This window comes from Rhizobium pantanalense, assembly GCF_030182525.1.
Lineage (GTDB): Bacteria > Pseudomonadota > Alphaproteobacteria > Rhizobiales > Rhizobiaceae > Rhizobium.
On sequence record NZ_JAQJCH010000001.1, the window covers coordinates 422,330 to 436,364 of the forward strand.

Sequence of the window (14,035 nt, forward strand, 5' to 3'; positions counted from 1 at the left end):
CCTCGGCCAATCTTTGCGGCGGATGCTACTGGATCTGCAGGGCGAGGATCAGACCATAGCTGATAGCGCCCAGCGTCAACAGCGATAGCGTCGCTGCCGCGATCACCCGGCCGCCGGCATGGGCGACGGAGCGGAGGTTGACCGACAGGCCGAGCGCTGCCATGGCGATGACGGTCAGGATACCGGAAACAGTTTCCATCGGTGCCACCAGCGCATCGGGGATCAGCCCGAATGAGCGCAGCGCCATCAACCCCAGGAAGCCGCAGATGAACCAGGGGACCAGAGAATGGTGATGGCCGCCGCGTCCATCCGTTCCTGTCGCCTCCGTCTTGGTGATGATGCCGAGCAGGAAGATGACCGGGCCCAGCATCAGGACTCGGACGAGCTTGACGAGCGTGCCGGTCTGGACAGCGAGCAGGCCGACGGGCGCGGTCGCTGCCAAGACCTGCGGTACAGCGTAGACCGTCAATCCGGCAAGGGTTCCGTATTGCGGTACACTCATGCTGAAGTGGAAATAGAAAAGCGGTAGCAGGAACACGGCGGCAATGCCGAGGACTGCGGTGAAGGCAAGCGCCGCGGCGATCTCCTGTGAGTCGGCCTCGATCACGGGGGCAACGGCCACGATTGCCGAATTGCCGCAGATCGAATTGCCGCAGGCGATCAAGGTCGCGAGCTTCGGCGGCAGGCCGAGCGTCCGGCCGATGAGATAAGTGGCCGCGATCGACAGCACGACGACGACAGCGATGCCGGCAATCAGCCAGACGCCGGCGCCGCGGATCGACGACAGGCTGATGGAGGCGCCGAGAAGGACGATGGCGATTTCCAGAAGAAACTTGGCGCTGAAATCGATGCCCGGCTTCATCGCCGGCTTCAGCGGCGTGATCGTGCAAACCGCAATGCCGAGGGCGATGGCAAGCACCAGACTTTCGATCCACCGGCCACCAAGGAGGCCCACCTCAACATGCTCCGCAGCATAGGCCAGAAGGGCGACGCCCGAGGTGAGTGCGAGGCCGGGAAGGATCTCGTTTGTTCGTTGAGCGATGGACATGGGGCGCCGTCATTCGTTTCTTGTGATTTGGTGACGGCTGGAAAGTCTCACCTGCCGATGTCGACATCCATCGAATATTATCCTATGTTTCATTCGATAAATTAGAATGATTTCCCATGACCTTCGAGCAACTTGCAATCTTCGTCGCTGTCGCCGAGCGAGAACATCTGACCAATGCCGCAGAAGCCATCAACCTGACGCCATCCGCCGTCAGCTCCGCGATCAAGAACCTTGAGGCCTATTACGGCGTGGAGCTGTTTCATCGCGTCGGTCGAAGGATCGAGCTGACGGAGGCGGGCCGATCCTTCCTGGGAGAAGCCAAGGCGACTCTTGCGCGTGTGCGCTCAGCCGAACTCATGCTTTCGGAACTGGGCGGGCTGCAGCGCGGCCGCCTCAGCCTCTATGCCAGCCAGACTATCGCCAGCTACTGGCTGCCGCCCTTGCTGATGCGGTTTCGCCGCGATTATCCCGGTATCGAGCTAGATCTGACGATCGGCAATACCCGTACCGTCACCGAGGCAGTTAGCGACGGTGCGGCCGAGCTGGGTTTCATCGAAGGCGAAGTGGATGCCCCGGCGCTGTCGATGAAGATCGTTGCGCAGGATGCACTCGTCATCGTCGTGCCACCGCATCATCCCTGGGCCGATGGTCGGCAATTGACTGCGGCCGATCTTGCTACCGGCACTTCCTGGGTGATGCGGGAGGAGGGTTCGGGTACGCGTTCCGAATTCGAGAATGCGATTGCCAAGCTCGGGGCTTCGCCGCAGGACCTCAAGGTGGCGCTGGTCCTTCCCTCGAATGAGGCAGTGCTCTCCGCAGTCTGCGCGGGGCAAAGTGCTGCCGCCATTTCCAGTGCTGCGGCCAAAGCCTATCTTGAGCAGGGGTTGCTGGTTCAGGCAAAATTCGATCTGCCCGCTCGCAGCTTCCGCCTGCTGCGCCACAAGGAGCGCCATGCGAGCAAAGCCGCGCAGACGCTTGAGACTATGTGCAAGGGCTGAGTACCCGGCGAACTCGCTATCGCCGTTCATCCCGTTGCCGATTGGCGATAACGAGCTCGATCTCGTTACGCTCCAGCATGGCGCGAATGTCTGCCGGCGGTTGTTCGTCCGTAACCAGAACGTTGAAGTTTTCCAGCTCATTCAGAACGATCGGCGCGCTGCGGCCGAATTTGGCGCTATCGGCGACGACGATGCGGTTTTCGGCGCGGCTAGCCGCCTCCCGCGAATACTCCGCTTCTTCCAGATCATGCAGCATGAAGCCCGAGGCGGCGTTGATGGCGCCGACCGAGAGGATGGCGTGGCGCACATTGAAGCGCCGCAGGAAATTGGCGGCTTCCATGCCGAACGTGCCGCCATCGTGACCGCGCAGTTCGCCGCCGGCAAAGAAGACGCGATTGCCATTGCGGGTCGCGAGCGCATGGGCAACCGCGACGGCGTTGGTGACGACGAAGAGGTTCTGATGCTTCTGCAGCGCGACGGCGATGAAGGCGGTGGTCGAGCCGACATCGAGGAAGAGGGCATCGCCATCCTCAATCATGGCGGCGACCGAGGCGGCGATCATCCGTTTGGCTTCGGCATTCTCGTTCATGCGCAGATGTAGCGGCGGCTCGAGCATCGAGTCCTTGATATGGACCCCGCCATGCACCTTGGTCACGAGGCCGTTGGCCTCTAGGCTGCGGATGTTGCGGCGGATGGTCTCTTCGGAAACGCCGAGCCGTTCGGCCAGGAACTGGATGCGGCTGGCGCCGCCAGCTAACCGCAGTTCCTCGAGAATTTCGCGCTCGCGATGGTTGGAGTGCAGCGGTGGCTGGGATGTGCCCGGCATGGTTCCTGATCCTATTGAGGGTATTGATCCCAAACTTGCATGGCTTTCGACTGGCCGGTTCCGTTGCTGGCGCAAGCCTTAATGCACGCAGCCCTTATCCGGGTGCTTCGCGCCTGAGTTTTTAAGACAAATCTCACCTACGGTGAAGCGCAGTCTTCAGGATATCCATAGCTCATCCGATTGGAGATGGTTGCTCGATTCCAACAAAAAGCCAAATATTCGTTTCATTTTGTGGGCCGGTTCTTGACAGCCTTACGTTTGTGGGGAACCTTCGATATCCGATGGATGCTCAGCAGCAGGACCGGAGGGGGAATGACTGCGACGGCGCAAGACAGGATACATTCTCTCAGCATCTGGCGCGGGCCGATCGACATCGAACCGCTGGTGGGCGGCATTACCAATCGCAACTATCTGGTCGGCAATGATGGCCGCCGCTTCGTCGTGCGGCTCGGATCGGACATTCCCGTTCATCACATCAGCCGCGCAAACGAGGTGGCTGCGAGCAGGGCCGCCCATGCCGCCGGTCTTTCGCCTGCGGTCATCCATCATGAGCCCGGCATATTGGTGCTGGACTATATCGACGCGAGGCCGCTGTCAGCCGATGATATAAGAAATCCAGTCATGATGAGCCGGGTCGTGCCGCTCGTCCGGTCCTGTCATCGGGACGTCGCCCGGCATTTTCGCGGACCGGCGGCCATCTTCTGGGTCTTTCATGTGGTGAGGGATTATGCCGCTCTCCTTGAGGCTGGCGGCAGTCGCCACAACCCGTTGCTGACTTCCTTTCTGGAGATTGCCGAACGGCTCGAACGCGAAGCCGGTCCTTTCGAAATCGCCTTCGGACACAACGATCTGCTGGCGGCGAATTTCCTCGATGACGGCAAGCGGTTCTGGCTGATCGATTGGGATTATGCCGGCTTCAACACGCCGCTTTTCGATCTCGGCGGCCTTGCCTCCAACAATGAATTCTCGGAAGCGCAGGAAGAGGCGATGCTGGAGGTCTATTTCGAGGCTCCCGTCGGTGACGATCTGCGCCGGCGTTATCAGGCGATGAAATGTGCTTCGCTCCTGCGCGAGACGATGTGGAGCATGGTTTCGGAAATCCATTCCGACATCGATTTCGATTATTCTTCCTATACGGCTGAAAATCTCAGGCGGTTCGAAAGCGCCTGGCAGGATTTTCGCAATTCCTGAGGTGACACGATGAAGGAACTGCCTGCTACCGCAAAGACCGTCGTCATCGGCGGCGGCATCATCGGCTGCTCGACCGCTTATCATCTCGGCAAGCTCGGCTTCACCGATACCGTGCTTCTGGAGCGCAAGAAGCTGACCTCGGGCACGACGTTCCATGCCGCCGGCCTCGTCGGCCAATTGCGCACCAGCGCCAACATCACGCAGATGCTCGGCTATTCCGTTGATCTCTACATGAAACTCGAGGCGGAGACGGGGCTTGCCACCGGCTGGAAGATGAATGGCGGGTTGCGCCTTGCCTGCAACGAGGAGCGCTGGACCGAGGTGAAGCGGCAGGCGACGACGGCACAGTCCTTCGGCCTGCAGATGCACCTGCTGACGCCGCAGGAGGCGAGGGACCTCTGGCCGCTGATGGATGTCGATGATCTCGTCGGTGCCGCCTTCCTGCCGACCGATGGCCAGGCCAATCCTTCCGATATCACCCAGGCGCTGGCAAAGGGCGCCCGCATGAGCGGTGTGTCGATCTTTGAGGATACCGAAGTTCTCGATCTGGAGATCGACAAGGGCCGGATTCGTGCCGTCATCACCGAGAAAGGCCGCATCGAATGCGAGCGTGTCGTCGTTTGTGCAGGGCAGTGGACTCGGACCTTTGCCGGCCGCTTCGGCGTCAACGTTCCGCTCGTCTCGGTCGAACATCAATATCTCATCACCGAATCCTTCGGCGTGCCTTCCAACCTGCCGACGCTGCGCGATCCGGATCGGCTGACCTATTACAAGGAGGAGGTCGGCGGGCTGGTCATGGGCGGCTATGAGCCCAATCCCATTCCCTGGGCGCTCGATGGTATTTCGAAGGATTTCCACTACACGCTGCTCGACAGCAATTTCGATCACTTCGAGCAGATCATGGAGCAGGCGCTGGTGCGCGTGCCGGCGCTGCAGACGGCCGGCATCAAGCAACTGCTGTGCGGGCCGGAGAGCTTTACGCCCGATGGCAATTTCATTCTTGGCGAGGCGCCGGAACTGAGGAATTTCTTCGTCGGCGCAGGCTTCAATGCCTTCGGCATCGCATCTGCCGGTGGTGCCGGCATGGCGCTCGCCGAATGGGTTGCCAAGGGCGAGCCGCCTTACGATCTCTGGCCGGTCGATATCAGGCGCTTTGGCCGCCCGCATTTCGACACTGATTGGGTGCGCACGCGCACGCTGGAAGCCTATGGCAAGCATTACACCATGGCCTGGCCCTTCGAGGAGCATTCCAGCGGCCGGCCCTGCCGCAAGTCGCCGCTTTACGATCGGCTGAAGGCGCAGGGCGCCTGCTTCGGCGAAAAGCTCGGATGGGAGCGACCGAACTGGTTTGCCGATCTCTTTGCCGGCGAGGAGCCGAAGGACGAGTACACGTATGGACGGCAGAACTGGTTCGATGCCGTCGGCCGGGAGCATAAGGCTGTGCGCGAAGCGGCCGTCATTTTCGACCAGACCTCCTTCGCCAAATTCGTGCTGAAGGGCAGGGATGCCGAGGCAGCGATCTCCTGGATCGCTTCCAACGACGTCGCCAAGCCTGTCGGCGCCCTGACTTATACTCAGATGCTCAACGACCGCGGCGGCATCGAATGCGATGTCACCGTTGCCCGCATTGCCGAGAATGAATTCTACATCACGACAGGCACCGGCTTTGCCACCCATGATTTTGACTGGATCGCCCGCAACATTCCGGCGGAGATGCATGCCGAACTGGTGGACGTCACCTCCGCTTATTCGGTCTTGTCGCTGATGGGGCCGAAGTCGCGCGAGATATTGCAGGCCGTGAACTCGGCCGACGTTTCGAACGCCGCATTCCCCTTCGGAAAGGTAAAGACCGTCGGTATCGCCGGCTGCCCGGTGCGGGCGCTGCGCATCACCTACGTCGGCGAACTTGGCTATGAGCTGCATGTGCCGGTGGAATATGCCACTAGCGTTTATGATGTGCTGATGGCGGCTGGTCGCGAATACGGTCTTATCAATGCTGGCTATCGCGCCATCGAGAGCTGCCGATTGGAGAAGGGTTATCGCGCCTGGGGTTCGGATATCGGGCCGGATCATACGCCGATCGAAGCCGGCCTCGCCTGGGCGGTGAAGACGAAAAAGGATGTGGCATTTCGCGGCAGGGAGGCGATCGAGCGGCAGCTGGCCTCTGGCGTCAAGAAGATGCTCGCCTGCTTCGTGCCCGACGATCCCGAGGTCGTCCTTCTCGGCCGCGAGACGATCTATCGCGACGGCCAGCGCGTCGGCTGGCTATCGAGCGGCGGCTACGGCTACACGATCGGCAAGGCGATCGGCTACGGCTACGTCCGCGATCCCGGCGGCGTGGCGGAGGATTTTGTGCTTTCCGGACGCTATGAGCTCGATGTCGCGCGGAGCCGCGTGCCGTGCAAGGTGTCGCTGAAGCCGCTTTATGATCCGCAGATGGTTCGGATCAAGGGATGATTGGGGACGTGTGCTAATTCAAAAACCATTTCGGTATAGGCCTATCGCCCGCTCGGCAGGTCCCAGGCCTGATAAAGGTTATTCAGAGCCTCCGCTGTATGGCATTCCACCATCGGCAAATTAGCTTCCTGAAGAATTTTTGCGTATTTGGCGCCACTGTTGCGGGTCTTCACGAGTATCCAGTGGATCATCTCCCATTTGATGCTGTCCTTGGCGCCTTCGAGATGTCCTGCTCGATCTGAGCGGTTGATCAGGGTCCGCTTGAGATAGCGGGAAAAGCGCAGCCAATGATTGGAGGTGATGAGGATGGCGCCGGTAGCGCGGGCCAAACGTTGCGGCATCAGGCGCGTATAATTGCCTTCCATGATCCACTGCTCGCCAAGAATCGCTGCACCGTGAAGTGCTGCGAATTCTGCTTCAGGGCGCTGCTTCCAGTCCGTATGAGGCAGGTGATGAAGCTGATCGAGATGCACGGTCGGAAAGCCGAGCTTCTTGGAGAGTGCAACCGCCAAGGTTGACTTGCCAGCATTGGAGGGGCCGAGCACAACGATGCGCTCGCCAAGGGAATGCAAGGGAAGCATGAGACACCGGTCGGAAAATTGGGATGGCTTCCATTGGCGGAAGCGGACCGCCTTGTCAACGCTTGCGTGTCCTGCTGCTATTATTGCGTGATTTGCGAGGCAAACCTGGAAGCAGGCCAGATCACCTCCCGAAAACTGTGATCTCTCCACCGCGGCGTCCGCCATTTTCTTGACACGCCGGCGCTTTCATCCTCAATCGACATGCTGACAACTGACGGAGGCCGGAAACGATGGCTGAGGCGAACATCAAGCTGGAGGAGAGCTGGAAAGAGGCGCTGTCGCCGGAGTTCGAAAGCCCCTACATGCAGCAGCTCAAGGCTTTTCTCGTCGAGGAAAAGCAGCGCGGCAAGGTGATCTTTCCCCGTGGTAGCGAGTATTTCCGGGCGCTGGATCTGACGCCACTTGACGAGGTGCAGGTGGTCATCCTTGGACAGGATCCCTATCATGGTTTCGGGCAGGCGCATGGGCTCTGCTTCAGCGTGCGTCCCGGCGTGCGCATCCCGCCATCGCTGGTCAATATCTACAAGGAACTGGAAACCGATCTCGGCATCCCGCCGGCGCGCCACGGCTTTCTGGAAAGCTGGGCGAAGCAGGGCGTGCTCCTGCTCAACAGCGTGCTGACCGTCGAGGAATCGCAGGCCGCCTCGCATCAGGGCAAGGGCTGGGAGCGCTTCACCGATGCCGTCATCCGCCAAGTCAACGACGAATGCGATGGCGTCGTCTTCATGCTCTGGGGCTCCTATGCACAGAAGAAGGCCGCCTTCGTCGATACCGACCGCCATCTGGTGCTGAAGGCGGCGCATCCTTCGCCGCTGTCGGCTCACAACGGCTTCCTCGGCTGCCGGCATTTCTCCAAGGCCAACGCTTATCTTGCCGAGCATGGCCGGGATCCGATCGATTGGGCTCTGCCGAGCAATCCTGAGGCTCAGTAAGGCGCCTCATCCCAGGGATTGACGATTAAAGCGCCGGTGTCGTCGAAATCACCAATGTTGCGAGTGACGACGATGAGGTCATGAACGATCGCAGTTGCTGCGATGAGCCCATCGGCGTCACCACGTGGGCGTTGCGCCGCGATACGGCCCCATTCGACGGCAATCTGATCGGTAATGGCAAGGATGCGATTGCGATGGTCGTACCGGAGCTTACGCAACCATTCCTCCAGATGTGCTGCGGTACGCGGGTCCGATTTTCGCTTTAGCGCAATCCCGCGCATGATCTCTCCAAGTGTGATGACGCTCAGATAGATAGTGGAGGGATCGACCGAGCGCAGCCACGTAATCGCTTGAGAATTACCGCGCCGGATTTCCGAGACGACGTTGGTATCGACCAGATACATCAGAAAAGGACATCCCGGCTTGGCGTTTTATCTCGTTTAGATACGGCTTCGGCCAATTCGTCGTCCCAAGCAGGCCCCGACAGCAAATCGTCGGCAAGGCTTGGTTTGCCGGCCAGAAGTACATCATAGTCTTCGGCAGACAGGACGACAGCCGCCCGTTCGCCGCGCAAGGTGACAATTTGGGGCCCTTCGCTGCGTGCTTTCTGCACGACTTTTGAAAACTGGTTCTTTGCATCCTGTAATGGCCAATCCATCGAAAGCCTCGCTGGCTAGACTGTCTAGCTTAGATTAATGCTGCTCCCATTTGAAATCAAGAGACGAGCGGCATTTCCGTAGGTGAACGATCTGAATTTATCGTTCACTCATTGAAGACAATCCGTTTGGCTATTCAGGGCTATCGAAACAGGCCCTAGAAGACCATCTTCTGCCCATGACAAACGCCTGCCGGTGCAGGCGCGACGAGACAAGGGGTTCAAGATGCTTAACCAGATCAAAGGTCTTCACCACGTTACCTCGATGGCGGAAGATGCCCGGACCAACAACAAGTTCTTCACCGATACGCTCGGCCTTCGCCGCGTCAAGAAGACCGTGAACTTCGACGCTCCCGATGTCTATCACCTCTACTATGGTGACGAGCTCGGCACGCCCGGCACGATCATGACCTACTTCCCGTTCCCGAAGATGGCGCGCGGTCGCCCGGGCACCGGCGAAGTTGGCAATACCGTCTATTCCGTTCCTGAAGGTTCCATCGGCTATTGGACCGAACGGCTTGGCCAGCGCGGTGTCGAAGGCCTGAAGGCCGACGAATCCTTCGGTCAGAAGCGCATGCATTTTGCCGGCCCGGATGGTGATGGCTTCGCGCTTGTCGAGGTCAAGGACGACAAGCGTCTGCCGTGGACTCATGGTGGCGTCGATGCCGAGCATGCCATCCGAGGCTTTCATTCCGTCGCCATGCGGCTCAGGGACGAAGGCGCTACCGCCGAGCTCTTGAAGTACATGGGCTACGAGGTGGTCGATACGCATGAAGGCGTCAAGCGGCTTGCCATTCCCGGCGGCAACGGTGCCGACTATGTCGATCTCGAAACCATGCCGAACATCAACCGGGCGCTGCCGGGCGCCGGCTCCGTCCACCATGTCGCCTTTGCCGTCGAGAACCGTGCAAAGCAGCTCGAAGTGCGCAAGGCGCTGATGGATACGGGCTATCAGGTGACCCCGGTCATCGACCGCGATTACTTCTGGGCGATCTACTTCCGTACGCCGGGCGGCGTGCTATTCGAAGTCGCCACCAACGAACCGGGCTTCGACCGCGACGAGGATACGGCCCATCTCGGCGAGGCATTGAAACTGCCTGAACAGCACGCGCATCTGCGCGGCCTGATCGAACAGCATCTCGAACCGCTGGAAGGCTAATCCAGGAGGACATCATGACGGATACGACCTATGTGCACCGGCTGAAGGCCGGTGCACCCGGAAAGCCTATTTTCTTCACCTTCCATGGCACCGGCGGCGACGAGAACCAGTTCTTCGATTTTGCCGCTCGCCTGCTGCCGGATGCAACCATCGTCTCGCCGCGCGGCGATGTCTCGGAATATGGTGCGGCGCGCTTCTTCCGTCGGACGGGCGAGGGCGTCTATGATATGGCCGATCTTGCCAGGGCGACGGAAAAGATGGCGAAGTATGTCTCGGAACTGGCGGCCGAATATAGCGCATCGCAGGTGCTGGGCCTCGGCTTTTCCAACGGCGCCAATATCCTCGCCAACGTCCTGATCGAGCATGGCGATCTCTTCGACGCGGCCGTACTGATGCATCCGCTGATCCCGTTCCAGCCGAAGGATAACGCCAGGCTTGAAGGCAAGCGCGTGCTGATCACGGCGGGCGAGCACGATCCGATCGCGCCCGCGTCGGTGACCAAGGCGCTGGCCGATTATTTTAACCGGCAGAATGCCGAGGTCACGCTCGAACGGCATCCAGGCGGCCACGATATCAGGCCCAACGAAATCGAGGCAATCCGCAGTTTTCTGGCGCCCTACGCTTAGAAATTGTCAAAAACACCGGCTGCGCGGCAGAGACTATGCCGCGCAGCCTGCTATTTGCCGATCAGGCGCATCATCGCCTTCGCTTGAGAGGCAGCCGCGAGTTTTCCCTTCTGGTCGATATAGTCCGTGCCGCAGAAGCGGTTGAGATTGGCAAAATCCATGCTGTCCGGCGCCGCATGCCTTGTTTCGGCAATGACCATGCGCCAGGCGCAGCCGAGCATCTTGTCGGGTTGGATCGCCTCGTCGCAGCCGGTGCTCAGGCACAGGGCGACATGCTTCTGCGCCCGATACCCGCCCGCGATGGCTTCCTCGTAATCGGCCTTCCAGCTATCGCGTGTATGCTCGCAACGAGCCGGATTGCTGCTCTGGCTGCATTGCACGGTCGTGTCGACATAGGTTTGCGCCGGCGGCCAAAGCGGGCCGTCGACCAGGCTGACGCAGCCGCACGCGAACAAGGTGGCTGACAACAGGCGCAACTGATTCTCCTTGGACGCGGACCGCCAGAACCGTAGAGCGATCACAAATATGTTCAAGATCAATATGATCCAGCCAGTACCAATGGGTAGGTAGGCGTCTCCCGGTTGCCAACCGGAAGGGGCGTGGCCTTCCTGCAACCCTTGTCATCTTCCGGTATCCGCGACACGCAACGGCGCAAGCTTTGCTTGTGGGCATCCTTGCCGCCCGCTAATGCTCTGCCGCGAGAGGGCGGAGGATTTCATCGTGACGCTGGCAGAACAGCAGCAATACAGGCTGGGCGTGGCCTATGTGGCGCTTTCGGCGCTTGCCTGGTCGACGTCCGGTCTCTTCGTGCGGGCGATCCACGCCGATCTCATGACCATTCTGTTCTGCCGCGGCATTGTCTCTGGGCTCGGCGTTTTCGCGTTGTTCTTCTATATCGAGCGCCGCAACGCCTTTCGCATCCTGCGCTCCATGGGTGGGCCTTCACTGGCGGCGACGATCTTTTCCACCGCCTCAATGATCAGCGGCATCGGCTCGATCTATTATACCTCGGTTGCCGATGCCATGGTCATCTATGCGACCGTGCCGTTCGTTACGGCCGGTGTCGCCTTTCTCTTCATCGGCGAGCGTCCGAATGTGCGGACGCTTGTTGCCAGCGGCGTTGCCTTCATCGGCGTGCTCATCATGCTTTCCGGGCATGGGAATGACAGCGGCAGCTGGCTCGGCAAGGGGCTGGCCGCCATCATGACGCTGACGGTCGCCGCCCTTGCGGTGGTCATGCGCCAGCATCGCAATGTGCCGATGCTGCCGGCCATGGCGCTTTCCGCCTGGCTGTGTTCCTTCATTACCTTCTGGTTCGCCTCGCCGCTTTCGATCTCCGGCCAGGATCTCGGCCTGATCATCGCCTTCGGCATCATCCAGAACGCCATGGGCCTCAGCCTCTATACATTCGGCTCGCGGCTGGTGCCGGCTTCGGATGCCGCTCTGCTGACGGCGCTCGAAGTGCCGCTGACGCCACTCTGGGTCTGGATGATCTTTGCTGAGCGCCCTTCGACGGCGACGCTCATCGGCGGGCCGATCGTGCTTGCAGCACTTTTCGGACATATCCTGTTGGAAGTGCGCCGAAATCGGGCTGATATTTCAGCGCAAGTGCATTGAACGGCTTGTCGGCATAGCATCAAAATGCTGAAATCGCTCCGATCACGAGGAGTCGGAATCGATGAAAAAGGTCTTCAATCCCGCATCCGTCCGTCGCCCTTTCGGCAACTACAATCACGGTCTGCTGGTGCCGCCGGGCGCCAGCCTGCTGGTCACCTCCGGCCAGCTCGGCATCGGTCTCGATGACCGCATTCCGTCTGACGTCACCGGCCAGGCTGAACTGTGTTTCAAGGCGATCGGCGCTGTCCTTGAGGAGGCCGGCATGGGGTTTGCCGACGTCATACGCATCGGTGGTTTCGTGACCACGCGCGAGGATTTTCCCGCCTACATGGCCGTGCGCGATCGCTATGTCCAGACTCCCGCACCGGTCTCTACGCTGCTGATCGTCGGCGGATTTACGCGGTCCGAGTTTCTGGTCGAGGTCGAGGTTACGGCGGCGAAGGTGATGTGATGACGGCCGGTCATGCCGAGCGTTCGGCCGATCCGTCAATCCCCAGCATTCTGGGACTTTATGAGACGCATCTGACGGTTGCCGATCTCCATCGCTCGATCTCCTTCTATCGCGATGTTCTGAAGCTGGAAATCGGGACCGTCATTGAGAGCAGGAATGTCGCCTTCCTTTGGATCGACGATAAACGCACGGGCATGCTCGGCCTTTGGGAAACGGGCAGCTCCCCTCTCAAGATGCGCCTCCATATTGCCTTCAGAACCTCTCTCGGCGATGTAATCGGCGCCGCCGCCGCATTGAAGGCTCATGGCGTTCAGCCGAAGGGCTTCAATGGCGAGCCGCTCGATGAGCCGGTCGTTGTCGGTTGGATGCCGGCCGTCTCGCAATATTTTTCGGATCCAGACGGGCATTCGATCGAATTCATCCATGTGCTTGAGGAGGCGGCCGATCCGGATTTCGGCGTGAAGCCCTATTCGCTGTGGCTATCGCGGCCAAAGCCGGCGGCTTGACCGGCACCGGACGGCCCTCCTTTTCAATTGGCTTTTCGTCGGTTTGCTTATGGTCTAAGCGAAGAGGATAAGAGCTATACCTCTGATACGACCAGTTCCAAGGCAAGCAGAAGCATGGAAGACCAACATGACGCAGAATATTTACGACGATCCGGCCTTCTTCGAAGGCTATAGCCGCCTGCAGCGATCCGTCGACGGGCTGGCGGGTGCGGCCGAATGGCCGGCCATCCGTGCCTTGATGCCTGACCTGAAGGGGCTCGATGTCGTCGATCTCGGCTGCGGTTTCGGCTGGTTCTGCCGTTGGGCGGCCGAGCAGGAGGCGGCCAGTGTATTGGGGCTCGATGTCTCGGAAAAAATGCTGGAACGTGCGCTCGCGGAGACGGCTGATGCGCGTATCCACTATGACCGCGCCGATCTCGAGAAGCTTCAGCTTCCGAAAGCGAGCTTCGATCTCGTCTACAGTTCGCTTGCCTTCCACTATATCGAGGATTTCGCCGGCCTTTTAGCGACCATCCATCAAGCACTCAAACCTAGTGGGCGACTGATCTTTTCGATCGAGCATCCGATCTATATGGCACCGCGGCGGCCGGAATGGCTCGATGATGCCGATGGTGGCAAGATCTGGCCGCTCAGCGCCTATCAGATCGAAGGAACGCGGGTGACGAACTGGCTCGCCGAGGGCGTCATCAAGCAGCATCGCACGATGGGCACGACGCTCAACCTCTTGATCAAGTCCGGTTTCACCATCGCCCATGTCGAAGAATGGTCGCCGAGTGATGACGACCTCGCAGTGCATCCCGATTGGGTAATCGAGCGCGAGCGGCCGATGTTTCTCCTGATCTCCACCCGGACCTGAGGCAGGCTTCAGCATGCCGTGACGGCCGAGAAGGTTGAGTCGATCTAATTTTCTTTTTGTTGATAGATTTTATAGAAAATTAATTGCTCGCGAAGAGCTACTTCCGCAAAATGTCGTTTCTTGAGGCGCATC

Annotated in this window: 16 protein-coding genes; 10 read left to right on the forward strand and 6 right to left on the reverse strand. The window is 59.8% G+C overall.

The genetic code is table 11. The features are described from left to right. Positions 1-25: 25 nt before the first annotated feature. Positions 26-1,048 (reverse strand): YeiH family protein, encoded by a 1,023-nt coding sequence (locus PH558_RS02020; protein WP_285201923.1) that lies wholly within the window; start codon positions 1,046-1,048, stop codon positions 26-28. Positions 1,049-1,164: 116 nt separating this feature from the next. On the opposite strand from PH558_RS02020, the gene PH558_RS02025 reads away from it, so the two are divergent. Continuing rightward, entirely contained in the window at positions 1,165-2,046 is an 882-nt protein-coding gene (locus PH558_RS02025) for a LysR substrate-binding domain-containing protein (RefSeq protein WP_285201924.1), read from the forward strand. A 16-nt stretch (positions 2,047-2,062) separates the two neighbouring features. Here PH558_RS02025 and PH558_RS02030 read toward each other — a convergent pair whose 3' ends face one another. Further along, positions 2,063-2,872, reverse strand: coding sequence for a DeoR/GlpR family DNA-binding transcription regulator (locus PH558_RS02030; protein WP_285201925.1), 810 nt, complete (start codon positions 2,870-2,872; stop codon positions 2,063-2,065). 312 nt (positions 2,873-3,184) lie between these two features. On the opposite strand from PH558_RS02030, the gene PH558_RS02035 reads away from it, so the two are divergent. Together PH558_RS02035 and PH558_RS02040 are read left to right on the forward strand one after the other, a co-directional pair. Next, positions 3,185-4,063, forward strand: coding sequence for a choline/ethanolamine kinase family protein (locus PH558_RS02035; protein ID WP_285201926.1), 879 nt, complete (start codon positions 3,185-3,187; stop codon positions 4,061-4,063). A 9-nt stretch (positions 4,064-4,072) separates the two neighbouring features. Next, the gene (locus tag PH558_RS02040; RefSeq protein WP_285201927.1) at positions 4,073-6,520 is read left to right on the forward strand and encodes a GcvT family protein; all 2,448 of its coding nucleotides are present in this window, start codon (positions 4,073-4,075) and stop codon (positions 6,518-6,520) included. A gap of 41 nt (positions 6,521-6,561) precedes the next feature. Here PH558_RS02040 and PH558_RS02045 read toward each other — a convergent pair whose 3' ends face one another. Then, on the reverse strand, positions 6,562-7,266 hold the full coding sequence (locus tag PH558_RS02045) for a P-loop NTPase family protein (RefSeq protein ID WP_285201928.1): 705 nt from the start codon (positions 7,264-7,266) through the stop codon (positions 6,562-6,564). A gap of 65 nt (positions 7,267-7,331) precedes the next feature. Between PH558_RS02045 and ung the strand changes: the two genes are divergently transcribed. After that, positions 7,332-8,033, forward strand: coding sequence for a uracil-DNA glycosylase (gene ung / locus PH558_RS02050; protein ID WP_285201929.1), 702 nt, complete (start codon positions 7,332-7,334; stop codon positions 8,031-8,033). Here ung and PH558_RS02055 read toward each other — a convergent pair. Together PH558_RS02055 and PH558_RS02060 are read right to left on the reverse strand one after the other, a co-directional pair. Then, on the reverse strand, positions 8,027-8,437 hold the full coding sequence (locus tag PH558_RS02055) for a type II toxin-antitoxin system VapC family toxin (protein WP_095435634.1): 411 nt from the start codon (positions 8,435-8,437) through the stop codon (positions 8,027-8,029). The two genes, ung and PH558_RS02055, sit on opposite strands and share 7 nt — an antisense overlap. Further along, on the reverse strand, positions 8,437-8,691 hold the full coding sequence (locus tag PH558_RS02060) for a type II toxin-antitoxin system Phd/YefM family antitoxin (protein WP_095435633.1): 255 nt from the start codon (positions 8,689-8,691) through the stop codon (positions 8,437-8,439). The genes PH558_RS02055 and PH558_RS02060 overlap by 1 nt, the downstream gene beginning before the upstream one ends. A 223-nt stretch (positions 8,692-8,914) precedes the next feature. Between PH558_RS02060 and PH558_RS02065 the strand changes: the two genes are divergently transcribed. Further along, entirely contained in the window at positions 8,915-9,847 is a 933-nt protein-coding gene (locus PH558_RS02065; protein ID WP_285201930.1) for a VOC family protein, read from the forward strand. A 14-nt stretch (positions 9,848-9,861) separates the two neighbouring features. Then, a complete protein-coding gene (locus tag PH558_RS02070; RefSeq protein ID WP_285201931.1) occupies positions 9,862-10,473 on the forward strand; it encodes an alpha/beta hydrolase in 612 nt (203 codons plus the stop codon). A 50-nt stretch (positions 10,474-10,523) separates the two neighbouring features. On the opposite strand, the gene PH558_RS02075 is transcribed toward PH558_RS02070, so the two are convergent. Further along, positions 10,524-10,949 carry a hypothetical protein gene (locus PH558_RS02075; protein WP_285201932.1) on the reverse strand — a complete coding sequence of 142 codons (426 nt, stop codon included), beginning with the start codon at positions 10,947-10,949 and terminating at the stop codon, positions 10,524-10,526. A gap of 244 nt (positions 10,950-11,193) precedes the next feature. Here PH558_RS02075 and PH558_RS02080 point away from each other — a divergent pair, with 244 nt between their 5' ends. The 4 genes from PH558_RS02080 (at position 11,194) to PH558_RS02095 (ending at position 13,903) form a co-directional block, all read left to right on the forward strand. Beyond that, complete coding sequence (locus PH558_RS02080) at positions 11,194-12,090, forward strand: DMT family transporter (protein ID WP_095436341.1); 897 nt, start codon at positions 11,194-11,196, stop codon at positions 12,088-12,090. A gap of 61 nt (positions 12,091-12,151) precedes the next feature. Next, positions 12,152-12,541, forward strand: coding sequence for a RidA family protein (locus PH558_RS02085; RefSeq protein ID WP_095435629.1), 390 nt, complete (start codon positions 12,152-12,154; stop codon positions 12,539-12,541). Beyond that, on the forward strand, positions 12,541-13,047 hold the full coding sequence (locus PH558_RS02090) for a VOC family protein (RefSeq protein WP_285201933.1): 507 nt from the start codon (positions 12,541-12,543) through the stop codon (positions 13,045-13,047). Before PH558_RS02085 ends, PH558_RS02090 begins: the two co-directional genes overlap by 1 nt. A 127-nt stretch (positions 13,048-13,174) precedes the next feature. Next, the gene (locus PH558_RS02095; RefSeq protein ID WP_285201934.1) at positions 13,175-13,903 is read left to right on the forward strand and encodes a class I SAM-dependent methyltransferase; all 729 of its coding nucleotides are present in this window, start codon (positions 13,175-13,177) and stop codon (positions 13,901-13,903) included. Positions 13,904-14,035: the final 132 nt, after the last annotated feature.